We start from the raw sequence: 24,943 nt of genomic DNA on the forward strand, positions 1-24,943 counted from the left end.
CTGCGGGGCGGCATTGCGCCACAATGTTGGGTATCTGACATTGTGGCGAAGGGGAAAGTGATCGCAAATCGAATCGTTCCTGCGTCTCCAAATTAGATTTGATCCAAAGCCCCTCGCTGTCCCGTACGGGGGCGCACTCGGAGGTCGGGCGGTTAGGACGACTTAGTGAACTAGCAAATGTTGCTAGCCCATAATCTTCACGGGGTCGCGATGCGTTCTTCGGTTCCGGGCCATCCTTCAGTTCTTGCTCGCTGATTTGGATCAACCTATGCCCGCTAACTTTTGGGAACTGGAGGGAGAGTGCACGCGCCCACCATCGCAGTGCCTGGTCGCCATGATCGGACTCGGAGTCCTCGTCGCTTACGAGTACGTGCCCCAATAAGTTTTAAGCTTGAGGAAACCGAGGCTTAACGGGCATTCTGCTACAGTGGAGCGATTCCCGTGGGCGAAACTGAGCATTGAATGGCGAAGTCTTCAAAGCTCATAGCGGTAAAGCGCGGTAAGGTTCTCTTGGTGCGACGCAAGAGTGATCGACTTTGGATGTTCCCTGGTGGTCGCAAGCGGTCACGCGAGACGGAAAAGGATTGCCTCCGGAGAGAAATCAAAGAGGAGTTACCCAAGCTCAAGCTCGGGCGCGTTCGGCTTTGGAAGGAAGTAAAATCAAAGAACCGCCGCTCGGGCAAAAAGATGAGCGATGCGATTTTTGTCACCCGAAAAGCCTCTGGCCGCCTGACCATTGGTGACAAGCGCGAAATCGACAAGGCGATCTGGCGCAAGCCGCGCGGCATTCGACTGACGCCGACGTCCCGGTATGTAAGGGACAAGCTGTTTCCGAAAAAGTAAGGCCGCCTCAGTTGAGCGGCACACGCCCGAAGAAAGAGCGGCTTTGATTCAACTAATCAAACTGCGCATGAGAATCTTCAACAACTGATAGAGAAATAGCCCCTAGCGGGCGCTGAATTAGAAAGGGGCCGTAGCGTTCGGTCCCTTATTGCGTACCACGAAGTTGCCCTGTCCCCTGCGTGGACGTTAGGCAACTGGCCGAGCAATTTGAGAAGTCTTCGACGGCGAAGCGCAAAGGCTCGGGCTCTGCGCACGACACTATCGAGCTTTGGTTGACTACGAGAGGGGGTCGCTCGCCTGAAGCGCAGCTAGGTTTCTGCCGATTGATTACGACCATTTACTGGAACCTCTGAAGTCGTCCACGATCATGCCGGCCGCTCCAAGCGCCTCAGCCCACCGCATTAGACAACCTCGCAGGCAGCTGAATACGTCATCGGAGCGGGTGTCCGGAACGGGCGCTTTCATGCGTTCAAACGACGCCGACGGAAAGCTGGAAACGGGCCAATGCTAGGGCTCGCTGGGCCGACCTCGTTGAGCACCTAGCTCATATCCGGCTCCTTCAGGCGAGATGCAGATAATTCGTGCACACCAGCCGAATCAGTGGCAGATGGGGCAATTGGGATTCATCACAGCGTGTCGGGAGTGCGCAAAGGAGAGCTTTTATCTTCGTTGATCAGTTCCTGCTCGGCGAGTCGCCAGAATTCCTCGTCGCGCCCTTCCGGCTTGCCAGCCTTCTCCCAGAGTTGATAGGCACGCGCCGCTACCGCTTCATCAATCCGCTTGTTCATAGGGTTTCTCCTGACCTTCAACGGACGGGAGCTTCCTGCGTTCCTACTTCCTGGATAGGCCCTTTGAACGAACTGGCTCGTAGCAACCCTTCTGACGTAATGTCGCGGCACTCGACATTTGCGACGAACGACGGCTCAACCCAGGTGTCGTTGGGTTTCTGACCGGATTAGCGAGCTTTGACTTCGGACGAACGACCATATCGAACTGCTTGCGGATTGGTTGGACACTGTCCGCGACCAGCCGGTGCCGCCCTTTGCCCATGTAGACCAGGTCGTTGCCTTGCTGCTTGCCAAGATAAAGTGTGGCGACACGGGTGCGCTCCTTGATGAAGCAGACAACTGGAAACCGTTCGCGTTGACCGTCTTCACCTTCGGCCAGGCTTCCGTTCTCTCCTACCGGTAAGGCGCATCCGCATTTTTTGAGATAATGCCCTCATAGTCGAGCTTCCCCTGCAGCAGGACCTTCCGCTCAATCTGTGGCTGCCTGCGCAACTCTTGACCATCGAGCCATTGGAAATCGATCAAAGGCGTAGTACAGTAAGCGATCTTGATCTGGCAAGTTCCACCTGCAGCTCGGAGAAGTTGGTCCGCTCTTTCATGGACGACAACAGCCGCCGGTGCGCTACCTTCAGGTGCTAAGAGGGGGCACTGCCAAAGCTGGCGCGGTAGGCTGAGACTGGCGCGCATATAGCGAGTGGCCTACATCTCCACGATTGAAGTCGCTGGCTTGAGTTCATCAAGATTTCCATCACCGCGCGGTTCGAACCTTCTCGCGGCGACCGGGAGAATAGAACCTGAGGCGCCGGCGAGGAATGCTAGGCTCAGTCGTAGTTGTTGGGATCCGTGATCGCTATTCGGATCTCCCGAGCGAAACTGATGAGAGAAACGCCAAACAATATAAGCGCTAGGGTAAACAACAGAGCAACACCTCTCTCATGAGGCAGCTCAAAAAACGCATCTACAAATGCAACGATCATGAGAAGAATGGTGACAAGTGCACTTGCCACCGCCCAAAAGAGCGCTCGGTTGATGAGCGCCGCACGTCGGTTGAGTTGCGACATATCGGGATAAAGCCGCTCCTTGGTCGACTCGGTGCCTTCATGAGATGCAACAACGCGACACCTGTCGATGATGCGGTTGAGGCGTGTCACCAGGACAGATATGAAGCCGGCAACTGCGCCCAGAATGAATGCTGGCGCAATCGCGTGACTGATGACTTGCGAAAGCTGCGTGACTGATGGCGTTTCAAGCATGCGCGCCGGTCATCCCCGCACAGCGCTACAAGTGTTGCGGATGCAATCCCGGTAAACGCCCCGGCACTCCGTGGATGGTATTTGCTTCAAGGACAGGCAGTCGCGATATCGTGCACGGCAGGTATTCATGCATTGCTGTTTGGCCGTCTGAGCCGCCGCGAAGGCGGGAGAGGCGAGATCGGCGTCGCGCGCATTGAGCGTTCTCGTGCTCCATGACAGAAGAATTACGAAGACCACGGAGACGACGGCAAACAACTTCTTGCTACATTTCATGGCTCAGCCCTTTAGGTCGACCAACGCGGTGATCAGGTTCCGGTTGTAGTTCGCGACGACATACCGCCCGATTCATAGGCAACAACAAAGGTCCATCAAGAAGGAGTATGGGGCCAACCAGCTGCAACCCCATACTCACTCCCCACATCAGACCTTCTTCACCGGTGGAATCTTCCATGATCCGTCGATAATCGAAGGATCGCTTTCGTCGGGCCAATACATCCGCAACATCAGGATAAAATCACCGGGAGGTGCTGGGAGCCAGTTCGACTCCTTATCGGCTCCGGGCGAGTCCTTCTGAATGTACAGATCGGTCGATCCATCCGGGTTCGATTTCAGGTTTTGCCGCGCGCTGATCGAATAACGGTTGAGCGGATTGTTTACGAAGAAGTAGCTGGCATCGTACATCGTTAACGACCAGAAACCCTCCGCAGGTGGTAGTTGGCCTTCGGAGAAGCGCATTACGTATTTGTTCGCGCCGTTGTACTTCTTGCCTTCTCCGTCCTTCATCGAGGTCGGGTAGACCGCGTCCTGCGGCCGGTTGGCACCTAGCCCGATAGCGGTGACGAGCGCCCGCATCAGATAATCGGTACCATAGATGCCGGTCTTGGTCGTATAGGCCCAGCCGTTCTCGTCCTTGACGTCCTTGTTGATCTTGAACTGCAGCATGATCCGGTCGAAGCCCACCTCGGGCACGCGTTTGACGAAATCCGCCTTGAGCTTAGTCGCGTCGAAATCCTGACCGGGAACGATGCCAATGCTCGCAAACTTGGCCAGCTGAGGTGCGTCCACTGCCGCTGGCGGATTTTCTTTCATGAGCTTGCAGAGCAGCGTGAAGTACGCCACAGCGTCCATGCGGTTGACCTGCTCGCGCACGGCCGTCTTCATGTCGATCGATGGATCGACCGTGCCTGCAGGAGGCATGTAGGGTTTGCCGTACGAACTAAGCGGCACAAGCTTGAACTCGTCCTGCAGCTTGTGGACCTCGGCATAGTCCTCGGGCGTGCCCGTGCAGTAGATACGGCCTAGTAGCCAGACAATGTTGGTCGGAGATTTGTACTCCTTGACGCCGGCGGGCAGTGTGCCCTTCCACCCGGGGCCAGTCACCGCGTAGGTCTGCGCGCCGGTGCCGGTCGTGCGCTTGCCCGGCACCTGAAACACGGTGGTCCAACCATCCAGCATCGGGAAAAGCGCATAGCGCCCTTTCATGTCAGGAATGCTGAGCACCCAAGGCTCCTTGCCGACGTCGAAGAACGCGGTCGTGTACAGCGTGTCGGCATTCGGCGCGGTTACGTCCCGGAACGAAGCATCCGGGTACTGGCGTAGCTTGATGATCTGGCCCATCGGCCCGCGCGTTCCGATCGGGTCTGCCACATTAGTTATGACCCTGCGCGTCGTCTCCATCGTGACCAGCGGATAGCCGAAGATGTACGCGTCGGTAGCGAGTATGAAATCCTCAAGTCCTTCCCCGATTCCAAGAAAAGAGCCGAGTTCGGCTCGGCTTACGGTGCTTACGGATGTCGCGGCTAGCAGGCTGAGACCGCCAAAAGTCGCGGCGCGGCGCGTGATGCTCATCACAGTCCTCCAGTTGGGTTGCTGGCTCTCCGATGCTTTCAGCTCCCCCAAAGGTTACACCGTATCATGGGCTCGACCTGTGCGATATGCCCTTCCGGACAGGCCTGGCGTCTGATCAGGGAGAACCGGTAATGTTCTGATTGAGAAAGACCATATGCCGCAGGCCGAACGGACCCGCACGCGGCGAGCTTTGAAGCCACGCGCCCATCAAGCGTCGCCAGGTTCAGCAGAATTCGACGGCCGGACTGTCCTTGATCGCCGAGCCATGACGAATGCGTTCGAGAATGGTTTTGAAACGCATCTCGGAGACAAAAATCAGATCTCGCAACGGATACAAGCTGCTGCACGCGGTCGCCCTGAGGCATGGTCAACCTCGAGCGAGATTCCTCGTGTGTTTGCGACGCTCCAGCGTTATGCCGTTCTCGTTTGAGGACGCCAGCCGGCACATCGCATCGTCCGCTGACTTGCAAGATATTTCGAGCCCAGCTTGATGGCCTTATAGCAATGAGAGATCGTGGCCCTTTCGGTCATATTGCGTAATCCGAAGCAAGCCGGCCACTGATTCCGACGCAACCCGGCCACCGATTCCGACGGAAGTCGGCCACCGATTCCGATCGAAGCCGGCCACCCTGTTGAGACCGGCCTGACGCTCTCGAAGACGGCGATCGAATCGCGGACCAGCCCCCCTTTGCGGCCGAGCAAGGGGAGGTCTGATGCCCGCCGAGAGAGCGCCGATGCGGAAGGTTCGAGAAGTTTTGAGACTGCGGCACGCCCTTGGCGTGAGCGAGCGGCAGATCGCCGTCACCGTCGGCATCAGCCGATCGACGGTTGGCGAGTATCTGCGGCGGGCTGCCGTGATCGGCATCACCTGGCCGGTGCCGGAAGGGATGGACGACGGCGAGCTCGAGCGCCGGCTGTTCACGCCGCCGACATTCGAGGAGAAGCCGGCGCGGCCGTTGCCCGACTGGACGGCGGTGCACCGGGAGCTGAAGCGGCGCAGCGTGACGCTGCTCTTGCTGTGGGAGGAATATCGCGCGGAGCACGCGGACGGCTATGGCTACAGCCGGTTCTGCGATCTCTACCGGAAATGGAGCGAGACGATCTCGCCGACCATGCGGCAGGCGCATGGGCCTGGAGAGAAGCTGTTCGTCGACTTCGCGGGCGACACGGTGCCGGTGTTCGACGCCGCTACCGGCGCGCAGCGGCTGGCCCATGTCTTTGTCGCCGTGCTGGGAGCATCCAACTACACCTTTGCCGAGGCGCGCTGGTCGGAGGGGTTGGCTGACTGGATTGCGGTGCACGTCAATGCTTTGCGGGCGATCGGCGGCGTGCCGAAGGCGATCGTCTGCGACAATCTGAAATCCGGCGTCACCGCCACCTGTCGCTATGAGCCGGGCATCAACCGCACCTACCAGGAGCTGGCCCAGCATTACGGCACCGCGATCCTGCCCACGCGTCCGCGCAAGCCGCGCGACAAGGCGAAGGTGGAAGTGGCGGTGCAAATCGTCCAGCGGTTTGTGCTGGCGAGGCTGCGGAACCAGCGCTTCTTCTCGCTTGACGAACTCAACGCGGCAATCCGCGAGGCGATCGCCGACCTCAACGCCAAGATCATGCGCAAGCTCGGCGTGAGCCGCAATGAGCTGTTCGCGCAGATCGACAAGCCGGCGCTCAAAGCCCTACCGCCGATGCCGTATCAGTATGCCGAGTGGAAGAAGTGCCGGGTCGCGCCCGACTATCACGTCGAGCTCGCCGGTCACTACTACTCGGTGCCCTCACGTCTGATCCGCGAAGAGCTCGAGGCGCGCATAACCGACAGGACGATCGAGATCCTGCACAAGGGCATCCGGGTGGCCAGCCACGCCCGCTCTGACGTGCCCCATCGCCACACCACGATCCCGGAGCACATGCCGAGCGCGCACCGGCGCTATGCCGAATGGACGCCGGCGCGGATCAAACGAGAAGCCGCCAAGATCGGCCCCGCCACGATCGCTCTCGTCGAGGCGATCATGAGAGCCAAGCCACACCCCGAGCAGGGCTTCCGGGCTTGTCTCGGCATTCTGCGGCTCGCACGCAGCTACGGCTCGGCCCGCATCGAGGCCGCCTGCCAGCGCGGCAACGACATCGGCGCGACCACCTACGGCTCGATCAAGTCGATCCTGCAGCACGGGCTCGATCGCGCCTACGCGAATGAACAGCCGCCGGACGGGCCACCAATCCGACACGGCAACATCCGCGGCACCGATTACTACCACTGAAGAAAGGAGAGACGATGTTGACACATCCCACTCACGAGCGCCTCGTCGCGCTCGGGCTCAATGGCATGGCGAAGGCCCTCGACGAACAGCAACGACAGCCTGACATCGCCGCGCTGGCCTTCGAGGAGCGCCTCGCGCTGCTCGTCGACCGCGAGGCGACCGAGCGCGAGAACAAGCGCCTGGTCGCCCGGTTGCGGTTCGCAAGCCTCCGGCAAAACGCCGTCGTCGAGGATATCGACATGAAGGCGCCGCGCGGACTCGACAAGCCGCTGTTCCAAAAGCTCGTCGCCGGCGAGTGGATCGACCGGCATCAAAACCTGCTCATCATCGGCCCGACCGGCGTCGGCAAGAGCTGGATTGCTTGCGCCTTGGGCCACAAGGCCTGCCGGGACAACCGCTCCGTGCTCTATCAACGGCTGCCGCGGCTGTTTGAGGCGCTCGCCCTCGCGCGGGGCGACGGCCGCCATGCTCGCCTCCTCAGGACCCTGGCGCGCGTGGAACTCCTGATCCTTGACGACTGGGGGCTTGCCTCGATGACGGCCGAGCAACAACGCGACCTGCTGGAGATGATGGAGGATCGCCATGGCCGCGGCTCAACCGTGGTGACAAGCCAGCTCCCGGTCGAGCATTGGCATGAACTCATCGGCAACCCAACCATTGCCGACGCCATCCTCGATCGCCTCGTGCACAACGCCCACAGGCTCACCCTCAAGGGCGAGAGCCTGCGCAAAGCCGCCGCCAAGCGTCAGACGCTTGACGACGAGGCCGCCAACTGACCTGATGACGACGTCGTCGCGAGAGCCCGCCTCGGCAGGCGGCCGGGATCATCGGAATCCCCGGCCGGCTTCCATCGGTACAGGCGGCCGGCTTCGCTCGGAATCCACGGCCGACTTCATCGGAATGCGCAGTCATATCGCAGCGCTGTCGGTATCGCAGAAGTCAAAGTGATGGATGCCTAGAAGATTTTGGTTTTTTTCTCCCAGACAACACCGTCCGCCTTGCGACATATCCGAGCGTCGATCCCTGCATGATGATGCTGAAGAGGACGACGGCGTAAGTTGCCGCTAGAATCGACGGTCTGGCGGGGCTATCGGGGACGGATAACGCGAGCGCCACGAAGATCCCCCGCGGATGCCGGCCCATGCAAGAAACGGCACATTGCGAACGGACATCATCCAATTGGCCCACGGGACGAGCGTGGGCAGTCCCACAGCGTTGAATCGCGCGACAAGGACGATCGGAATCGAGGCTGTTGCGATGATCAAAGCATGCTGTTCAAGCTTCAGGATCAACACTTCGAGATGGCGCGTCGATAAGGCGCATGGCCCTATACGCCAGGTATCCGGTGACGATGCCGAGCAGGAGGCCGCCTCCAGCTTCGACCAGGAGCAACTCGCTGATTGCACCGATCGTCGTGCGTTCGCCCGCTCCCGCGGTTGCTAACATGAGCAGGATCGTGAACAGGACGATGCCGATGCCGTCATTGAAGAGGGATTCGCCCTGCATTTCGACCTCAAGACTTGGCGGCACCTTGATGTTCTTGAGAGTGCTCAGGACAGCCACGGGATCGGTCGGGCTGATCAGCGCTCCAAACACGAGTGCCCAGGGCAGGCTCAGTGTGCATTTGCTGATCAGACGCATGCAACCACAACATGCGCCTGGATCTTTCCTGAGACAGGGCCGTCTCCATATATCCTCGCGATAGCGTCGCCAGCGGACGTGGTCACTGCTTCCAACGCAGTGGCATCGCGGGCCTCGATTTCATTTCGGAGGGGCGTACCTTGACAATAGGCAATTGCGGGATGGCGCGGACTCGGCGCGGCGCTCATTTGCGCCAGCGTGGCGAGCCGGATGGACGAGAAGCCGGCGGAACGCAAATCTGCCTCGATCGCACTTGCATCGTGGTAGCCATGTGGCGTTCTTGCCAGAAACAAGGGTGAGTCTTGCGGGAAGACTTTGCCAGCTGCTTGCGTAACGACATGAGCAAATTCATTATCCTCGATGCGATCCCAGACGTTAAAGAAGAAGCTTCCGCCTGGCCGGAGAACACGAAGCGCTTCCCGATAGCCGGCGACTCGATCCGGAAAGAACATGACGCCAAACTGGCAGCACACTACATCGAAGCTTTCGTCTTCGAACGGCAATTTTAACGCGTCGGCTTGTTGCCACAGAATGCGTGGATCGTGAGCTTGCCGAGCGATAGCCCGGTCGAGCATGGGTTGATTGAGGTCGGTGACGATGTAGCGCGCATTCGGGTCGAGAAGGGGAGCCAGCGCACGCGGGACGACGCCGCTGCCGGCGGCCGTCTCGAGAACAGTCTGCGGAGCTGACGCGCTGACGCGCGCTGCGAGGTCGGCAGCATAGGACTCGAAGATAAGAGGGACGAGGTAAGTGTCGTAGACTTCGGGAACGGATCCGGCGAATATCTTGTCGGTAATGGACATCACGCTACTCCTTTGAATTTACGCATGAATGCGGATGAAACTGCCGTCACTAGGCTATTCAGCCAATTTCAACAGCGGAAGTGATGATGGAGCCATGACTAAAGTCCGTCGAGGATGGCGCGAACACGCGCGGCGAGTTCGGCGAATGTAAAAGGCTTTCCGATCAAATGGACGCGGGACTCCAGACGGCCGTTGTGGATCACGGCGTTACGGGTGTAGCCGGTGGTGAACAGGACAGGAAGGCCGGGGCGTCGGCGCTGCGCCTCCCGGGCCAATTCTCGACCGTCCAACCCATCGGGAAGAACAACATCTGTAAATGAGAGCGACGTTCGTGTCGGCCTGCACGATCTCCAATGCGCGGCGGGCCATTACTTGCTTCCAGAACACGGTAGCCTAGCTCATGCAACCAGTAATCGGCGCTCGCGTAGAGACGAGCCTCCTCGCCCGAGTCGCCGAGGACGACGCGCTCCAATGACAGCCGATGAGCATGCCACCGAGCCGCGCGAATGCGCGGCGATGACACCTACGATCTCCGATCGATCCTCGCACGTGCTCCCGCGGAGTGATACAAGCTAGCCCCGATTTACCTCACCCACAGTGTAAGCGGCATTGCGGGCCTGCCGGGGCAATTCATGATGCCCTTGTAAGCGTCCGACAATGTCGCCGCATAGCTGCATTCGGAGCCATCAAGCCGCATCGTGGCTTTCAGTCGCGCGGGGGATAGGGTCGTCTCGATCGTGATCTCGCCTTTTCGCTGCTCCGGGCCGTTCTGCGTGCACAGCCCGATATGCGTCATGCTGACGGTGCCGTGGTACTCGCGCCAAGGGGTTGACGGCCGTTCTGTCACGTCCGCGTTCAGCTCCCACTCGCCGAGCACCCCGCCATAGCCGAACACTCTGACCGGGTCGGCGCGAGCCGGGGCCGCGAGCACGCCGACCACTGTCAGTGCTGTCAATGCTCTCGCTAGACCCCTCATCTCGCACATCAGTGCTTTTCGAGGAACGCGCGTGCGTCGGCGACTTCGGCGCGAGTCATATCCGCTTCGCTCGCGGTGGCGATGACCTTCCCGTAATAGTCGCGCGCCTTGGCGACGTCGCCGGCCTTCTGGGCGGCGGCGGCAGCGCCTACGTAAGCGCCGAGACGATTTGGTTCCTTCTTCAAAGTTGCCTCGAAGGCGGCGAGCGCTTCCTTGGAATTGCCGCGCTCCAGCAACATCACGCCGTAAAGCTCGCGCGCTGGCTTCAGCACGCCCGGCGTGACGGGATGCTTTTCAGTTCTATCCTCGGCATCGGCGGCAGCACTCATCAAGTTCAGCGCTGCATCATGTTTGCCTTCGGCAAATAGCACCCAGGCGGAAGCGACATACGCCTGGATATCGACCTGTTCGGACCAATAGGCATCCTTCGCCTGCCGTAACATTTCGCGCAATCCGCCGAGCTTGGCGATATCCGCCTTGGCCGCTTCCGCATTGCCCAAGCGCGCCGCGCCTAGCGCACGCGCGAAATAGGTGATCGCCTGCACATGCGCAAGCGGGCTCGGCCGCACCTCAAGCGCGGCAGCCATCTTCCAGTCGCCGCGTTCGACTGCATACCGGGCCGGCGAAACCGCCAGCGCATAGGGCCCGGGCAGGAACGTCTCCGTAAAGCCCGAGACCGTCTTCATCTCGTCGATCACGGCGCCCGCTTGCCGGTCCTGACCCAGCTGCAAGTAGGCGTAGACCAGGTAGTCCATTGAGTGCAGCTGATCGTGATAGTCGCCGGCCTCCTTGGCGACGCGACCCGAGACAATGTTGGAAGCGATCGATTCCTTCCAGTAACCGATGCGCGTGAAGATGTGCGACGGCATGTGCTGCGCGTGCGCGGCGCCGGGGGCGATCTTGGCGTAGAGACGCGCCGCCTCGAGGCCCTTCTCGGCAATCGACGGGTAGTCGTAAAGATGGATCAGGTAGTGGGCGACTCCCGGATGCTGAGGCTGACGCTTGAAAATCGGCTCCAGTATCGCGGCGCCCTTGAGCTGATTCGCGTAGGTCTTGTCAGACGGCGAGGCTGAGGTATTGAGCGCGAGCGCATAGTGGATCTGCGCCTCGTCGTCGTTCGGATAGCGTTGCGCCAATCCTTCCATCGCATTCGCATAGGCTACCACGCGCGTGCGGTGATCGACCTTCTCATGATCCGCATACATCACGGCGAGCGCATCGATGTAGTCGCGCTCACGCTGCGATTTTACGCCGACCGACTTCGCCTTGGCGATAGTGGCCGCGCCCTCGGCGAGGTTCTTGGCAGGTGGGGGAACATGAGGGTTCAGGAGCAGGCTGAGCGCAATGCCCCAGTAGGCGATGCCGCATTCGGGGTCGACTTTCAGCGTATCCTCAAACACCGCCTGCGACGCGCGATACCAGAACGAATGCTGGTAGAGCATCGCGCGGTCGAAATGCATCTGCGCCTCCGGCTTGCACGACGTCTCGAAATGCACTTTGCCGAGCTTATCCTCAGTCGTCTCTGCCCGGGCCGATTGTACGAGGACGATTCCAGCCGCCGCCGTGGCAGCAATTGCGAGTGACGTTGTCATCGTGGCCCTTCCACCTAGCCGTTGAAAAATCGGACGCTGGACTGCCTGCCACGTTAGGAACGTGGCGCCGCGAAGTCATAAGCGAGAAATGGGATTTCTATAGGAGACTGTGCTAAGCTTGGCAGCGGAGAAACGCATGCAAGATCGGGCACTTACGTTTGGGCGCTATCGTCTTGAGCCGCGGATTGGACTGATGTCCGGTAGTCGGCAGGTGCGGCTGACACCCAAGGCGCTTGCGCTCCTCTCCTTCATTGCTGGCCGGCCCGGAGAGGTCATCACCAAGGAGGAGTTGTTCGGCGCGGTATGGCCCGAGGTCGCCGTGGGCGACGCGGCACTGGTGACCTGCATTCAGGAACTGCGCAAAGCGCTCGGCGATAATGCACGTAAGCCGCGGTACATCGAGACACTGCACCGTCGAGGTTATCGCTTCATCGGCAAGAGGGCATCGACCGCAGGTCCCGAGAATGAGGCTATCGCGCTGGCGTTGCCCGATAAGCCGTCCATTGCAGTGCTGCCGTTCGAAGACATGAGCGGCGATCCGGATCAGGCGCATTTCGCCGACGGAATGTCCGAAGATTTGATTACCGGGCTTGCCCGCATTCACTGGCTGTTCGTGATCGCACGCAATTCAACCTTTGCTTACAAGAACCGCGTGGTCGACGTGAAACAGGTCGCGCGTGAACTTGGCGTGCATTACGTGCTGCAAGGCAGTGTGCGCCGCGCCGGCACGCGTCTTCGCATCAGCGTCCAGCTGATCGACGCAACGACCGGCGGCCATCACTGGGCGGAACGCTACGATCGCGAGCTTGGCGACATTTTTGCCGTGCAGGACGAGATTACCACGAGGGTCGCCGCCGTGATCGAGCCGCGCGTGCTTGCCGCGGAAGGCATCCGCGCGCTTTCACGAACCGCGAGCGATCTCGGCGCCTGGGAGTTGGTTGCCCGCGCGCAGACGCATTTCTGGCGCATGACCAGGACCGACTACGCCACAGCGATCGTAGCGCTCGAGCGTGCCGTCGCGGCGTACCCGGACTACGCGCCGGCGCGCAGCTTGCTAGGATTTTGTCTGGTGTTCGCCGCTCACATGGGATGGAACGATCGCGAACGCGATATTGCTCCCGGCCGGGAGCATGCGGCGCGTGCGATCGCCCTTGATGACCGCGATCCTTGGGGACACATCGCGCTCGGCTACTGCGCGCTGATGGAGCGGAGAAGCCGGGAGTCCATCGCCGCGCTGCGCCGAGCACTCGAATTTAACCCGAACTCCGCGTCCGCGCATGCGCATCTCAGCCACGGGCTCGCGTTTGCGGGCCGGGACGACGAAGCCATCGCGCATGCGCAGGATGCGATCAGGCTCAGTCCGCTCGATCCAATGATGGCGCTGTTCCTCGGATCTATCGCGGTCGCGCACTTCACGGCGGGCCGATATAGCGAGGCGATCGAGTACACGACGCAAGCCGCACGGCTGCGCCCGGGCTTTCAGGGTGCTCATCGCCTGCGCTGCGCAAGCCTCGCCCACGCCGGACGGCTCGGCGAAGCGCGCGCCTGCCTCAAGAACATTCGGCGGGAACAGCCGCAGCTTTCACTCGATTGGATCAGAACTTGTGTACCCTACCAGACGACCGAACTGATGGAACGATTTCTCGACGGGATGCGCAAAGCCGGGCTGGAGTGAACGGCGGGCCCAGCAGCATCTTGAAAGTCGCCGAGAGTGGCGCCGTCAGCGCGCGCTTGCGCACCGCAGAAGACGCATGCCAAAGTCGGTCAGTTCGTCACTCATGTGAAGGCGTCCAGCCTAGCACGGCCATACGTTCAAAGCCGTGATCCCGGACACGGAGGCGCGCCTCCTTGACAAAGGCTATCGCGGCCGCAATGCGCCGCCCCAATACAGGTTCAGGGCATTCTGCCGCGACGCGTTCCCCTTCAGCGATCACACCTCGGGGGCCCTATCCACCGTGGTGATCAACCCATTCCTGCAACAGGCTGTTGCACGATTGCAGCTACGAGGAATGTCCGTGTCGAACCCTGCCTACCTAACGACTGATGAAGTTATAGAACGCTATCGTGGCCAAATCAGCGAAGACACATTCCGCAACTGGCGTTCCCTGCGAATCGGACCGTCGTTCATCAAGATCGGCAAAGTACCTCTCTATCCGGTCGACGAGCTCGATCGCTGGGATCGATCCACCTGATCGTGTGTCGACGATCACGAACCTTGCAGACGAACGAGTCAGCCATTGCAAAGCGAGACGCATCCAGCTTTTGAGCATTTTGCCCGAACGGTGTAGAGTTATTAGTGAACCAACGTGCTCTCAATATCCCCAGCATGACTAGACGTTGTCGAGGATGAAGGACACGTTGGATCACAGACCCCCGGCCCCAAACCCATACCCCAGCGATTTCGCGGTCTGACAAAAATACTTTCTAATTCAACGCGATATCATCTGACGGAAGATTGGTGCACAAACATCCCATTCGCCGCCCGTCTGCATGCTCAATCATGGTTCATCATTCCCAAGCAGTGATTGAACGTGATTCTTTAGCCTCGCATGCTTTCCAGAAGAACGCTCAACAGGTCCTGCGTGCCAATGAGAAGGCTCGCCACGGGTGACATCTCGGAACTAAGTCGCTAACAGCCACGGTCCTGCACGGACAGTCTCGACAACGAGGAGAACGCTGAAGCCGGCAGACCTGGCCTGAAAGGACGTTCAGAAGGAGCCTTACAGAACAGGCTTTACACGGTTGGGATGGTGCCACCGTCTATGACATACTCGGTGCCGGTGATCGATGCCGCGCGCGGCGAAGCGAGGAACGCGACGAGGTCCGCAACTTCCTTCGGCTGCGCAGGGCGGCCAAGCGGAATGCCGCCAAGGGAGGCCATTAGACCCTTGCGCGCGACCTCGTAGTCGGTACCCTCCTCCTCTGCCAGCCGGTTGACCAGCCGCACCGCCGCTTCCGTCTCGACCCAGCCGGGCGAGACCCGGATTACGCGGATGCCCTTGGGACTGACCTCCTTGGAGAGCCCCTTGCTGTAGTTCGACAACGCAGCCTTCGCGGCCGCATAGGCCAACGTCGCCTCCGGCAATGGCATCCTGTCTTGTATCGACGTGATATGAATGATGGCTCCAGAGCCTTGAGCTATCATCAGAGGCAGCAGAGCGCGATCCAGCCGTACCGCCGCGAACAGATTCTGATCCAGCGCCTTCTGCCATTCGCGATCATCAAGCATCGCGAAGCCTCCGGCCGGCGCGGATGCTCCACCGACGACATGCACGAGGACATCGATGCCGCCGAGTTGCCTACGCACCCAATCCGTAACTGCCGCGCATCCGTCCGCTGTGGAAACATCCGCCGCAATGAATTCAGCTTCGCTCACATTCCCGGGACGTTGGCGCGCCGTCGTAAGGACCCGCGCCCCTGCCTCACGGAGCGCGGCCACCACCGCCGCGCCCACGCCTTTCGTGCCGCCGGTCACTAGCGCGCGCGTGCCCTCAAGCTCGAGATAGCCGCTCATGAGCGTATCTCGAGCGAGCGAATCTTTCCGCTGGCTAACGCGAAATTGAAGTTGACCGTGATTGGACTGTTCGGAAAGCTGCCGTCGAGCCTCGCCTTGAGGACGCTTTGGACGCCGTGCTCAGTGAATTCGAGTGTCGCAACGGTGTGGCCGTATCTCTTCTTCGTGGCGGCCATCCAATTCCTTATCGCCGCCACGCCTTTGTAGGTCTGGCCTTCGTCATACACGGTAGCATCAGGTGCGAAGCACTCCGATGCAGCTTCGGCAATGCCCGAGTTTGCAATTTGAATGTAACGCTCAATAGGGACTGGAAGCAGAATTGACATCGCTCTTCTCATTGGTTCGGGTCGCTCATCTAATCGGCCCTTACGACCTCGATTGCGCTGATGAAAAGATGAGCCTAGGCTTACGAAATGGCAAGAACGCACGAAAAAGTAAGGTACTCACCTTCGAGTAAGGCGAACAGGCACACACCGGCCACCGCCGCGACCGGCGTTGAGCAGGCGTTTAAGTTTTTGGAGGGCCGTTGGAAGCTGGTGATTCTCTTCCATCTGTTCGGCGGGAAGATGCTTCGCTTCTCCGATCTTGAGCGCGCCATCCCCGCGGTCTCTCAGAAGATGCTGATCCAGCAGCTTCGGCAATTAGAGCGAGACAGCATCGTCCAGCGGATTGTCCACCATCAGGTGCCGCCGAAAGTGGAGTATGGTCTGACGGAATGGGGACAGGAACTATGTCCCGCGCTTGATGCGCTGCTGACTTGGGCCGAACGGCGCGCCGCGCCATAAAGCACGAAAGCAATTGGCTCCTTCAGGTTGCTGGAATACGGTTACCCCATTCGAGCAGCCTCCGTTGGAGGCCCTTCAGTCCGGGCGACTGTGAGGATTATGCGGTCGTCAAATACCTGGCGCTGATGGAAGTCGGCATGTCTGAGGCTGATCTGAGGATCGTCCTCATGAAGAGCGTCTTCCCAAATGAAGATCATGCGGCGCTCGCGGCACGTGTTGCTGGAGAGTGGCTCATCCTTGACAGTCGTATCCTCACATTGGATCGCCACACGGACGTTATGCGAGCTGCTCCGATTTTTGTCCTCGACAACTTACGTGCCTGGCGCGTTCGCCCGAGCCGTCGAGCGCGCCGGGATGGGCCATTGACGCATTCGTGTAACGACCCTGGAAGGCGATCTCAGCCCTCGACCGAATGGCCTCCATCGCGTGCCTAAGCCGACACCATTCTTATACCGGCCTTCAGGCAGGCCTCAGGGCAATCCCCTCGTCGTGGAGCCGATACAATGCACCGGATGCCCTTCTTCGCTGGCGCATGATAGGGTGTGCTCAGGGGTCCGGCTTGAAATCATCTCAGCCGACTGCCCGGGACTTGATATGGCGAAACGGCTGAAAAGAACTGCGACACCGCAGCAGAATCAGCGCAAAAGCGTCCCATCATCGAGCGTGCCATCCTTGCAGGGACGCGATGCGGAAATTGCACTGATCGATCAGCTTCTCGACCGGATCGATCGGGGTGGGTCTACGCTCGTCCTCAGCGGCGCACCCGGGATTGGAAAATCCGCCCTGCTTGATGAGGCCAAGAGCAGGGCACGCGAACGCGGCATCACCGTACTGAGCACGACGGGAGTCCTGGCTGAAGTCCATTTGGCATTCTCGGGACTTGAGCGGGCACTTCGCCCCCTGATGAAGCGGGCAAAATCTTTGGCCCCTCATCAGCGGTCTGCTTTGCTGAATGCGTTTGGCTTGAGCGATGATGCCGCTGTGTCTCCGGATATCTGGCTGGTTGCCCTTGCCACGCTTACGCTTCTGACTGGAGGTGAAAGTCATAAGCCAATTTTGCTCGTCGCGGACGACGCTCAGTGGCTGGATGAGGCGACACGTGAGGTGCTATCCTTTGTGTCCAGGCGATTGAGTTCGGATTCCATCGTTCTGCTGCTGGCCGTGCGCGAGGGCTTTGATCTTCCCTTTGGCGACGCCGATACGCCACGGCACGTTATTCCTGTTCTCGGCGAGGCAGACGCGGCCCGCTTGCTGGACATCCAGGCGCCTGACCTTTCGAAGAATCTACGCAGCCGATTCCTGAGAGAAGCCGCCGGCAACCCGTTGGCGTTGGTCGAGCTGCCGCGCGGCTTGCAAGCAGAAGATGAACGTGAGGCCTCATGGCTTCCACTAACGGCGCGGCTTGAACGCACCTTTTCCGGCCGCTTGTCCGATCTGCCCGATGTCACCAGGACCCTGTTGCATATCGCCGCGGAAAACGACGTGGCTTCCCTCTACGAAATCATGCGAGCCGGCGAAGCATTGCTTGCCACACGCGTCGGAGTTGATGCTTTGGCGCCCGCCGTCTCGGCGAAACTCGTTGATTTCGATGCAACGGAGGTGCGGTTCCGACACCCGCTGGTACGATCTGCGATCCACCAAGCCGCCGGCCCAGCAGCGCGCCAGAAGGTCCATGCTGCACTCGCCGCGATCATCGAAGATCAGGACCGCCGGCTCTGGCACCGTGCCGCCGCCGCGATCGGCCCGGACGATGAGCTGGCTGCCGAACACGATCTCATGGCAGCCCGTGCGCGGCGGCGGGGCGCCATGACCATGGCGATCGAGATCCTGCAAATCGCGGCAAAACTGAGCAGCATGGCAAAGGCCAGAAAAGAGCGGCTGTTGCAGGCCGCCGAGATTGCGACTGATCTTGGTCGCCCGGATCTGCTAGAGCATTTGCTGCGTGGGGCCGAGGTGGACCGGTCGGACAAGCTAAGCGCCGCCCGGATCGGATGGTGCCGCGAAATGAGTCAGCCCCCGATGGCCAACGATCCCGCAAAGATATCCGCTCTGGTCGACCTTGCCGACCAGGCGCGCGCCGCTGACGCAAAGGATCTGGCGAGCAATCTTCTGTGGCGAGCAGCACAGCGCTGCTGGTGGAGCAACGCAAGCAGCAATGTCCGTGCAAACGTCCTCACCGCAGCAAGCCAACTGGACTTGCCGGAGCTGGATCCACGTCTCATCGCAATATCCGCCTATGCCGAGCCGCTTCGGAGAAGCGGCGAACTGCACGCGAAACTGAAGGCGCTTTCCGAAAAGAGGGGCGGCGACCCGCATGTCGCGCGAATCCTGGGAAGTACTGCGAACGTCATCGGAGCGTTCGATCTCGGAGTAAGCTTTCTGACCGAGTCGAGCGCAGAACTGCGCAAGCAGGCCCGAATCGGCAATTTGGCGCGCGTGCTTTTCGCACAGGCGTGGGCCGAAATGGAAGTGGGCGACTGGGTAGGGGCCATGAGAGAAGCCGAGGAATCGGCTCGCTTTGCCGAGGAGACCGGAGCTGCCCTTTGGGTCGCTGCGGCTACGATCGTCAAGGCGAAAATCGCCGGCATGCAAGGTGATTTGAAACAGTCCGAAGCGCTCGCCGCCCAGGCAGAGCGCTTGATTCTTTCCATGGGCGCCAGTTTCCTGCTGGCTATGTTGCAGTTGGCAAGAGGCATTGCCGCTATCGGTGGCGGCCGGCACGGGGAAGCCTTCGAGCATCTGCGGCGCCTGTTTGCGCCTGCCGATCCCGCCTTTAACTCAGGACTGCAGTTTTTTGCGCTGGCCGATTTCGTCGAGGCGGCCGTCCACTCGGATAATTCGCAAGCTGCTGTTAGCGTGATCGAAGAAATCGAACGCGACTCGGCTGCAACGCCGGTGCCGTGGGTCGAAACGATGCTGTGCTACGGCAAGGCGCTGGTCGCAACGAACGAAGATGCCGAACGCTTCTTCCTGCTGGGTCTTGGGCCAGTTGCAAAGAACTGGCCCTTCTTGCGAGGACGCCTCCTGCTTGGTTATGGCGTGTGGCTGCGCCGACAACGCAGGTCCGCCAACGCGCGGGCTCCACTGCGCGAGGCCCGCGACATTTTCGACGCGCTTGGCGCTTCGCCCTGGAGCAATCGAGCGCGAGAGGAGTTACGGGCAGCCGGTGAAGCGAGCCTTCACCGGATCGAGCAGATATGGGAGAATCTGACTCCGCAGGAGCTGCACATCGCTCAGCTCGCCGCTCAAGGGCTTTCGAACAAGGTCATTGCGGCCAGACTCTATCTATCGCACCGAACCGTTGGCTACCATTTGCACCGGGTCTTCTCCAAAACCGGGGTCGTCTCTCGATCCGGTCTGGGGTCCATTCTCTCCACCGTCAACAGCCGGGCATCCTGATCAGGGTCTGTCACCGGACTGGTCATTTGACGGATGCCGCGGATTCCGTCGGCCAGCTACCTTCTGCGGGGTAAGCACAAACCCGCCAGTAGGAGCCTCGAATGACGACCGTTACCGCACTCAAGCCTTCCGTACCGAAACAGCTTCCGCCGCCGAACAGCGACTTCTATCAGTTCGCCGATCTCCTCACGGCCGAGGAACGAGCGATCGTGCGGAAGGTGCGGACCTTCATGGAGTCCAAGGTCGCGCCGATCATCACCAAATACTGGACCGAGGATGCCTTTCCCTTCGAACTGCTTCCCGCGTTCAAGGAGCTCAGTCTCGGCGGTCTCGGCATCGAGGGCTACGGATGCGCCGGCGGCAGCCAGCTACTGGTTGGCCTCGTCGGGATGGAAATGGCGCGGGTCGATTCCTCGATCGCGACCTTTTTCGGCGTGCAGAACGGACTGGCGATGCAATCCATCGCCCTCGGCGGATCGGAAGAGCAGAAGCAGAAATGGCTGCCGCCGATGGCGCGCTACGAGAAAATCGGCTGCTTCGGCCTGACGGAGCCGCTGATCGGCTCGGGCGCGGCCGGTGGTCTGTTGACCACGGCGAAGCGTGAAGGCGACAGCTGGGTCTTGAACGGCCAGAAGCGATGGATCGGCAACGCACCGTGGTGCGATGTCTCGGTGATCTGGGCGCGCGACGTGGCCGACAATCAGGTCAAGGGCTTCATCGTCGAGAACAAGACGACCCCGGGCTTCAGCGTCGAAAAGATTCAGAACAAGATCGCGCTCAAGGTGGTGCAGAACGGCCAGATCACGCTCAAGGACGTGCGAGTGCCGGAAGCGAACCGCCTGCAGAACGACAGCTCGTTCCGTGATACCGCGAAAGTGCTGCGCCTGACCCGGTACGACGTGGCCTGGGAGGCGACCGGATGCCAGATGGGCGCCTACGAGCACGCTGTCAAATACGCCCAGGAGCGCCAGCAGTTCGGAAAACCGATCGGCTCGTTCCAGCTGGTTCAGGACCTTCTTGCCAAAATGCTCGGCAACGTCACCGCATCCCAAAGCCTGGTGGTTCGCGCGGCGCAACTGGAAGCGGAAGGCAAGCTCACTGACCAGCATGCAGCGCTCGCGAAAGCGTTCACCACGGCCAGAATGCGCGAGACGGTGGCATGGGCGCGAGAGCTGCTCGGCGGCAACGGTATCGTCGCCGACTACAACGTTGCGAGGTTCTTCGCCGATGCCGAGGCGCTCTACACCTACGAGGGCACCTATCAGATGCAGAACCTGATCGTCGGCAAGGCCATCATCGGCCTCGGCGCCTTCGTCTGACCTCGCGAGCGCCGGCTTCCGCACGGGCGATGAAGCCGGCGCGTCCATCACAACCATAAGGAACGACATCCATGGCAAGCGACAACATTTTTTCCGGACTGAAAGTGGTCGACCTCGCGAGCTTCATCGCCGGACCCAGCGCCGCCGTAATCCTGTCCGACTTCGGCGCCGACGTCATCAAGGTGGAGCCGCCGAGCGGCGACCTCTGGAGACACGGGCATCAGGTCCCGCCGCAGCCGCTGGCGAAGGACGCCTATGCCTGGCATTTGGCCAACCGCAACAAGCGCGGCATCACGCTCGATCTGAAATCTCCGGGCGCTCAGCCCGTCCTCGAGAAACTCGTCAAATGGGCCGACGTGTTCATCGTCAACACGCCGCACCCTGCACGCAAGAAGTTGAAGCTCGAATACGACGACGTCGTGCAATGGAATCCGCGATTGATCTATGCGGATATCACCGGCTTCGGTGAAAAAGGCCCGGATGCCGATCTGCCCGGCTTCGATATCACCTCCTATTGGGCGCGCAGCGGCCTGCTCTCGATGACGCGCGATGCCGGCGCACCGCCAACCTGGCCGGTGGGCGGCAGCGGCGACAATGCCACCGCCGTCGGCCTCTATTCGGCGATCGTCACCGCATTGTATCGCCGCGAGCGTACCGGCAAGGGGGCGTTCGTGACGACCTCGCTGCTTGCCCAGGGTGTTTGGTCGGCGAGCGTTTCGATCCAGGCCGCGCTGATCGGCGCCAAGTTTGCCGCCCCTCACGACCGCACGCACCCCGCCAATGCGGCACTCAACGTGTACCGTGCCGGCGACGGCACCTGGTTCGTGCTCATCGTCACGCCCGACAAGCTGACGGCCGTAGCAAAAGCCATCGGCCGGGAGGATCTCCTCACCGATCCCCGGTTCTCGGATCCTGCAAAGCTCGCGGCGAACATGCCGGAGATTTCGGCCATCTTCGACGAAGTGTTCGGCGCAAAGCCGATGGCGCATTGGTACGAGGTATTCAGCAAGCTGCACGTCACGTTCGGCGCCGTGCGCGGGCCGCAAGAAGTGATCAACGATCCGCAGCTCGCCGCGAACGACATCGTCGTTCCGCTCGAAGGCGCCGTCGGCAAGCTGACCTCGACGATCTCCAGTCCGATCCAGGTGCATGGTGTCGCCAAGGAGCCGGCGCGGCGCGGGCCTAGTCTCGGCGAGCACAATGACACGGTCCTCCGCGAACTCGGATTCGACGCCAAGGACATCGACGGCCTGCGCGCCAGCGGCGCCGTGCCGAAAGCGAAGGAACGCGCAGCCTAGTCGCCGGCATCGGCACGCAACTGTGAAATCAAAAGGACAGACCATGACCTTGCTAGAAGCGACACGAACAAAGGCGGCATCGACCGCCACCCGCTCCGGCCGCCTGTTCCTGCTCGAACTGAGCGGGGGCCGGATTCACGCGATCAAGCCCGATGGCTCCGACCGCAAGATCATCGTCACCGGTTGCCGCAACCCCGACGGCATCGCCGTCGATGTTGAGGCGGGTCATATCTATTGGACCAACATGGGCGTGCCTTACCTCAATGACGGCTCGATCGAGCGCGCCGATCTTGACGGCGGCAATCGCCGGACCATCGTCCCGGAAGGCGTCACCTTCACGCCGAAGCAGCTCCATCTCGAGAAAGACGAAGGCAAGCTCTATTGGGGCGACCGCGAGGGCATGCGCGTGATGCGCGCCAACCTCGACGGCTCACAGGTCGAAACGCTGGTCGAGACCGGCCGCGGCGGCAATGATCGGCGCGACCAGACCAAATGGTGCGTCGGGATTACCGTCGATCCAGTGCTTCGGAAGATCTACTGGACGCAGAAAGGCCCTGATAACGCGGGCCTCGGCCGCATCTTCCGGGCCAATATCGACATTCCCACCGGCGAGAACCCGGCAAACCGTTCCGACATCGAGGTGCTGTTCGATCGCCTTCCGGAACCGATCGACCTCGTGCTCGATCTGGAGAGCCGCCTCCTCTACTGGACCGACCGCGGCGACCCTCCGCGCGGCAACACCGTCAGCCGTGCGCCGATCGACCGCAAGGCGGAGCAGGAAATCCTGATCACGCATCTGATGGAGGGGATCGGCATCAACCTCGACGTTGCCGGCAGCCGGATGTTCGTCACCGACTTCGCCGGCTCGGTCTATTCCGCCAACCTGGACGGAACGAACGCGCGAAGCTTCCTCCAAGCCCAGGGCAACCTCACCGGCATCGCCTACGCCGAAGTCTGACAAATCCATCGGAGACATGACATGACCATCGACAGGCCTATTCAGAAAGTTGCGATCATCGGCACCGGTGTCATCGGTGCGAGCTGGGCCGCGCAGTTCCTGGCCAAGGGGTTGGATGTCGTCGCGACCGACGTCGCGCCTGACGCGGAAACGTCCTTGCGACGCTTCGTGAAGGCGGCATGGCCGGCGCTCGAGCGATTGGGCCTGGCGCGTGGCGCATCGCAGTCGCGCCTCAGCTTCTCCAGCGATCTGCCGACCGCGCTGGCAGGCGCCGACCTCGTCCAGGAAAACGGGCCAGAGCGGATCGACTTCAAGAAAAAACTCTATCGCGAGCTTGATGAACAGCTGCCGGCCGACGTGATCGTCGCATCAAGCTCGTCCGGCCTGACCATGAGCGAAATCCAGTCGGATTGCCGTCTGCATCCTGAGCGCTGCGTCATCGGTCATCCGTTCAATCCGCCACATCTGATCCCGCTGGTCGAGATCGTCGGTGGCGCAAAGACCTCGGAAGAAACGATCAGGCGCGCGACAGAATTCTATCGATCGATCGGAAAGCAGACCGTGCGCCTCAACAAGGAGGTCCCCGGCCACGTCGCCAATCGATTGCAGGCCGCGCTTGCCCGCGAGGTTTACTACCTCGTCGACGAGGGCGTGGTCAGTGTCGCCGATGTCGATACGGCGCTCGCCTGGGGACCGGGCCTGCGCTGGGGCATCATGGGCCAGGTCATGCTCAATCATCTGGGCGGCGGCCCGGGCGGCATCGAGCACATGCTGAAGCAGTTCACCGGACCGATCACGGCCTGGTGGAAGGTCTTGGGATCGCCGACGCTGACCCCCGAGCTCCAGAAGAAGCTGATCGACGGCGTTCACGCCGAGGCCGGATCGCGCAGCATCGACGAGCTCGCGGCGGAAAGGGACGAGGTCCTGCTTGGTCTGCTCGAATTGCGCGCCAGGCAGGGAGACGCCGTCGCTCCGCGCCAGGTTGCGGCCGAGTGAGGCGGAGGCCGCAATGCCGCTACGTCAGTACTTTGCGTGGGTAGGAAGCATACTGTTGGTGGCGCTGTTTGCCGCCGATTGGTGCTTCCCGGCTCCCCTCCACGCGTCCCATCCCGGAATTCCTCCGCAGGCGAGAGTCAATTTGCGCATCCGTTCGGATCACAAATGGCCGGACAGGGTGGTGTTCGACACCCCAACTTCGCAATCGACAGCCGCCGCAGATGCCGGTCGCGAGCTCGACGCCGTGCCTGGTCAAACGACCGCCCGGGCCGGCTGGCGCACACCTCTCGATGCGTTCGCGGCGCTGGTACCTGCGGCGCTGCCTTCAGCCAGCCCTCGACCCCAAAGCGGCTGGAAACGTCGAATTCCAGGCCATTCCAAGCGCCTTTCCACAATCCGCAAGGATGAATCTCGGATTTGCCGTATCGCGACAAATTCCGGAAGGCAGTACTTCAAATGCGGCAGCAGAAATTGGTCGGGAGCTGAACGTGAAGGACATTTTGTGTGTCGCTACGTTCGCCAGCACGCTGCTGTGCCTCGTCGCATTTGTATTCATGCTGAGGCCCCACGGAATCAGTCCGGTCGAGGCGACGACCAAGCCGCAACCCTGCAAATTGGCGAGTGTGCATCCGCTGCGGATGCAGAAATCCTGCTGACGGCGCCGCCATGAGCCAA

The 24,943-nt window shown here is 60.9% G+C and carries 22 protein-coding genes and 3 pseudogenes; 14 read left to right on the top strand and 11 right to left on the bottom strand.

The features are described from left to right. Positions 1 to 462 precede the first annotated feature (462 nt). Positions 463 to 843, top strand: coding sequence for an NUDIX hydrolase (locus ACVILL_RS09230; protein WP_456728775.1), 381 nt, complete (start codon positions 463 to 465; stop codon positions 841 to 843). A 626-nt stretch (positions 844 to 1,469) separates the two neighbouring features. Here ACVILL_RS09230 and ACVILL_RS09235 read toward each other — a convergent pair. Both ACVILL_RS09235 and ACVILL_RS09240 read right to left on the bottom strand, forming a co-directional pair. Next, a complete protein-coding gene (locus ACVILL_RS09235) occupies positions 1,470 to 1,631 on the bottom strand; it encodes a DUF2934 domain-containing protein (RefSeq protein ID WP_456728776.1) in 162 nt (53 codons plus the stop codon). Positions 1,632 to 1,648: 17 nt separating this feature from the next. Next, positions 1,649 to 1,774, bottom strand: a pseudogene (locus ACVILL_RS09240) (non-homologous end-joining DNA ligase); the annotation flags it as partial. 77 nt (positions 1,775 to 1,851) lie between these two features. On the opposite strand from ACVILL_RS09240, the gene ACVILL_RS09245 reads away from it, so the two are divergent. Further along, entirely contained in the window at positions 1,852 to 2,034 is a 183-nt protein-coding gene (locus ACVILL_RS09245) for a hypothetical protein (RefSeq protein WP_456728777.1), read from the top strand. A gap of 418 nt (positions 2,035 to 2,452) precedes the next feature. Here the strand turns inward: ACVILL_RS09245 and ACVILL_RS09250 are convergent, their stop codons facing one another. Next, positions 2,453 to 2,884: a DUF2721 domain-containing protein gene (locus tag ACVILL_RS09250; RefSeq protein WP_456728778.1), complete on the bottom strand. Its 432-nt coding sequence runs from the start codon at positions 2,882 to 2,884 to the stop codon at positions 2,453 to 2,455. A gap of 420 nt (positions 2,885 to 3,304) precedes the next feature. Then, positions 3,305 to 4,732 carry a DUF1254 domain-containing protein gene (locus ACVILL_RS09255; protein WP_456728779.1) on the bottom strand — a complete coding sequence of 476 codons (1,428 nt, stop codon included), beginning with the start codon at positions 4,730 to 4,732 and terminating at the stop codon, positions 3,305 to 3,307. A gap of 734 nt (positions 4,733 to 5,466) precedes the next feature. Here ACVILL_RS09255 and istA point away from each other — a divergent pair. Together istA and istB are read left to right on the top strand one after the other, a co-directional pair. Next, positions 5,467 to 6,987, top strand: a complete 1,521-nt coding sequence (istA, locus tag ACVILL_RS09260; RefSeq protein WP_456727992.1) for an IS21 family transposase — start codon at positions 5,467 to 5,469, stop codon at positions 6,985 to 6,987. Positions 6,988 to 7,001: 14 nt separating this feature from the next. Beyond that, positions 7,002 to 7,763, top strand: coding sequence for an IS21-like element helper ATPase IstB (gene istB, locus ACVILL_RS09265; RefSeq protein WP_456727991.1), 762 nt, complete (start codon positions 7,002 to 7,004; stop codon positions 7,761 to 7,763). 163 nt (positions 7,764 to 7,926) lie between these two features. On the opposite strand, the pseudogene ACVILL_RS09270 reads toward istB, so the two are convergent. The 5 genes and pseudogenes from ACVILL_RS09270 to ACVILL_RS09290 form a co-directional block, all read right to left on the bottom strand. After that, a pseudogene (locus ACVILL_RS09270) lies at positions 7,927 to 8,604 on the bottom strand (cation:proton antiporter domain-containing protein); the annotation flags it as partial. A 14-nt stretch (positions 8,605 to 8,618) separates the two neighbouring features. Continuing rightward, positions 8,619 to 9,431: a class I SAM-dependent methyltransferase gene (locus ACVILL_RS09275; protein ID WP_456728780.1), complete on the bottom strand. Its 813-nt coding sequence runs from the start codon at positions 9,429 to 9,431 to the stop codon at positions 8,619 to 8,621. 98 nt (positions 9,432 to 9,529) lie between these two features. Then, positions 9,530 to 9,724, bottom strand: a pseudogene (locus ACVILL_RS09280) (hybrid sensor histidine kinase/response regulator); the annotation flags it as partial. Between the two features lie 290 nt (positions 9,725 to 10,014). Continuing rightward, positions 10,015 to 10,386: a hypothetical protein gene (locus ACVILL_RS09285; RefSeq protein WP_456728781.1), complete on the bottom strand. Its 372-nt coding sequence runs from the start codon at positions 10,384 to 10,386 to the stop codon at positions 10,015 to 10,017. A 29-nt stretch (positions 10,387 to 10,415) separates the two neighbouring features. Further along, a complete protein-coding gene (locus ACVILL_RS09290; protein WP_456728782.1) occupies positions 10,416 to 11,999 on the bottom strand; it encodes a tetratricopeptide repeat protein in 1,584 nt (527 codons plus the stop codon). Between the two features lie 193 nt (positions 12,000 to 12,192). Here ACVILL_RS09290 and ACVILL_RS09295 point away from each other — a divergent pair, with 193 nt between their 5' ends. Together ACVILL_RS09295 and ACVILL_RS09300 are read left to right on the top strand one after the other, a co-directional pair. Beyond that, positions 12,193 to 13,674, top strand: coding sequence for a winged helix-turn-helix domain-containing protein (locus ACVILL_RS09295; RefSeq protein ID WP_456728783.1), 1,482 nt, complete (start codon positions 12,193 to 12,195; stop codon positions 13,672 to 13,674). A 145-nt stretch (positions 13,675 to 13,819) separates the two neighbouring features. Then, the gene (locus ACVILL_RS09300; protein ID WP_456728784.1) at positions 13,820 to 14,191 is read left to right on the top strand and encodes a hypothetical protein; all 372 of its coding nucleotides are present in this window, start codon (positions 13,820 to 13,822) and stop codon (positions 14,189 to 14,191) included. A 542-nt stretch (positions 14,192 to 14,733) separates the two neighbouring features. Here ACVILL_RS09300 and ACVILL_RS09305 read toward each other — a convergent pair. Both ACVILL_RS09305 and ACVILL_RS09310 read right to left on the bottom strand, forming a co-directional pair. Continuing rightward, positions 14,734 to 15,513, bottom strand: a complete 780-nt coding sequence (locus ACVILL_RS09305; protein WP_456728785.1) for an SDR family oxidoreductase — start codon at positions 15,511 to 15,513, stop codon at positions 14,734 to 14,736. Then, a complete protein-coding gene (locus tag ACVILL_RS09310) occupies positions 15,510 to 15,839 on the bottom strand; it encodes a nuclear transport factor 2 family protein (protein WP_456728786.1) in 330 nt (109 codons plus the stop codon). The genes ACVILL_RS09305 and ACVILL_RS09310 overlap by 4 nt, the downstream gene beginning before the upstream one ends. 87 nt (positions 15,840 to 15,926) lie before the next feature. Between ACVILL_RS09310 and ACVILL_RS09315 the strand changes: the two genes are divergently transcribed. The 8 genes from ACVILL_RS09315 (at position 15,927) to ACVILL_RS09350 (ending at position 24,924) form a co-directional block, all read left to right on the top strand. Then, the gene (locus tag ACVILL_RS09315) at positions 15,927 to 16,298 is read left to right on the top strand and encodes a winged helix-turn-helix transcriptional regulator (protein WP_456728787.1); all 372 of its coding nucleotides are present in this window, start codon (positions 15,927 to 15,929) and stop codon (positions 16,296 to 16,298) included. Continuing rightward, the gene (locus tag ACVILL_RS09320; protein ID WP_456728788.1) at positions 16,271 to 16,732 is read left to right on the top strand and encodes a transglutaminase-like cysteine peptidase; all 462 of its coding nucleotides are present in this window, start codon (positions 16,271 to 16,273) and stop codon (positions 16,730 to 16,732) included. The genes ACVILL_RS09315 and ACVILL_RS09320 overlap by 28 nt, the downstream gene beginning before the upstream one ends. 160 nt (positions 16,733 to 16,892) lie before the next feature. Beyond that, the gene (locus tag ACVILL_RS09325) at positions 16,893 to 19,697 is read left to right on the top strand and encodes an AAA family ATPase (RefSeq protein WP_456728789.1); all 2,805 of its coding nucleotides are present in this window, start codon (positions 16,893 to 16,895) and stop codon (positions 19,695 to 19,697) included. Positions 19,698 to 19,798: 101 nt separating this feature from the next. Next, complete coding sequence (locus ACVILL_RS09330) at positions 19,799 to 21,016, top strand: acyl-CoA dehydrogenase family protein (RefSeq protein WP_456728790.1); 1,218 nt, start codon at positions 19,799 to 19,801, stop codon at positions 21,014 to 21,016. Between the two features lie 71 nt (positions 21,017 to 21,087). Then, complete coding sequence (locus tag ACVILL_RS09335) at positions 21,088 to 22,314, top strand: CaiB/BaiF CoA transferase family protein (protein WP_456728791.1); 1,227 nt, start codon at positions 21,088 to 21,090, stop codon at positions 22,312 to 22,314. Between the two features lie 43 nt (positions 22,315 to 22,357). Next, positions 22,358 to 23,272, top strand: a complete 915-nt coding sequence (locus ACVILL_RS09340; protein WP_456728792.1) for a 3-hydroxyacyl-CoA dehydrogenase — start codon at positions 22,358 to 22,360, stop codon at positions 23,270 to 23,272. A 21-nt stretch (positions 23,273 to 23,293) separates the two neighbouring features. Then, on the top strand, positions 23,294 to 24,268 hold the full coding sequence (locus ACVILL_RS09345) for a 3-hydroxyacyl-CoA dehydrogenase NAD-binding domain-containing protein (protein ID WP_456728793.1): 975 nt from the start codon (positions 23,294 to 23,296) through the stop codon (positions 24,266 to 24,268). A gap of 221 nt (positions 24,269 to 24,489) precedes the next feature. Further along, a complete protein-coding gene (locus ACVILL_RS09350; RefSeq protein ID WP_456728794.1) occupies positions 24,490 to 24,924 on the top strand; it encodes a hypothetical protein in 435 nt (144 codons plus the stop codon). Positions 24,925 to 24,943: the final 19 nt, after the last annotated feature.

The sequence above is a fragment of the Bradyrhizobium sp. USDA 3364 genome, from assembly GCF_054056355.1.

Excerpts from the sequence above, each read along its gene's own strand:
- ACVILL_RS09230 (WP_456728775.1), top strand. The coding sequence starts at position 463 with ATGGCGAAGTCTTCAAAGCTCATAGCGGTAAAGCGCGGTAAGGTTCTC.
- ACVILL_RS09235 (WP_456728776.1), bottom strand. The coding sequence starts at position 1,631 with ATGAACAAGCGGATTGATGAAGCGGTAGCGGCGCGTGCCTATCAACTC.
- ACVILL_RS09250 (WP_456728778.1), bottom strand. The coding sequence starts at position 2,884 with ATGCTTGAAACGCCATCAGTCACGCAGCTTTCGCAAGTCATCAGTCAC.
- ACVILL_RS09255 (WP_456728779.1), bottom strand. The coding sequence starts at position 4,732 with ATGAGCATCACGCGCCGCGCCGCGACTTTTGGCGGTCTCAGCCTGCTA.
- istA (WP_456727992.1), top strand. The coding sequence starts at position 5,467 with ATGCGGAAGGTTCGAGAAGTTTTGAGACTGCGGCACGCCCTTGGCGTG.
- istB (WP_456727991.1), top strand. The coding sequence starts at position 7,002 with ATGTTGACACATCCCACTCACGAGCGCCTCGTCGCGCTCGGGCTCAAT.
- ACVILL_RS09275 (WP_456728780.1), bottom strand. The coding sequence starts at position 9,431 with ATGTCCATTACCGACAAGATATTCGCCGGATCCGTTCCCGAAGTCTAC.
- ACVILL_RS09290 (WP_456728782.1), bottom strand. The coding sequence starts at position 11,999 with ATGACAACGTCACTCGCAATTGCTGCCACGGCGGCGGCTGGAATCGTC.
- ACVILL_RS09295 (WP_456728783.1), top strand. The coding sequence starts at position 12,193 with ATGTCCGGTAGTCGGCAGGTGCGGCTGACACCCAAGGCGCTTGCGCTC.
- ACVILL_RS09305 (WP_456728785.1), bottom strand. The coding sequence starts at position 15,513 with ATGAGCGGCTATCTCGAGCTTGAGGGCACGCGCGCGCTAGTGACCGGC.
- ACVILL_RS09310 (WP_456728786.1), bottom strand. The coding sequence starts at position 15,839 with ATGTCAATTCTGCTTCCAGTCCCTATTGAGCGTTACATTCAAATTGCA.
- ACVILL_RS09315 (WP_456728787.1), top strand. The coding sequence starts at position 15,927 with ATGGCAAGAACGCACGAAAAAGTAAGGTACTCACCTTCGAGTAAGGCG.
- ACVILL_RS09325 (WP_456728789.1), top strand. The coding sequence starts at position 16,893 with ATGGCGAAACGGCTGAAAAGAACTGCGACACCGCAGCAGAATCAGCGC.
- ACVILL_RS09330 (WP_456728790.1), top strand. The coding sequence starts at position 19,799 with ATGACGACCGTTACCGCACTCAAGCCTTCCGTACCGAAACAGCTTCCG.
- ACVILL_RS09335 (WP_456728791.1), top strand. The coding sequence starts at position 21,088 with ATGGCAAGCGACAACATTTTTTCCGGACTGAAAGTGGTCGACCTCGCG.
- ACVILL_RS09340 (WP_456728792.1), top strand. The coding sequence starts at position 22,358 with ATGACCTTGCTAGAAGCGACACGAACAAAGGCGGCATCGACCGCCACC.
- ACVILL_RS09345 (WP_456728793.1), top strand. The coding sequence starts at position 23,294 with ATGACCATCGACAGGCCTATTCAGAAAGTTGCGATCATCGGCACCGGT.
- ACVILL_RS09350 (WP_456728794.1), top strand. The coding sequence starts at position 24,490 with ATGCCGGTCGCGAGCTCGACGCCGTGCCTGGTCAAACGACCGCCCGGG.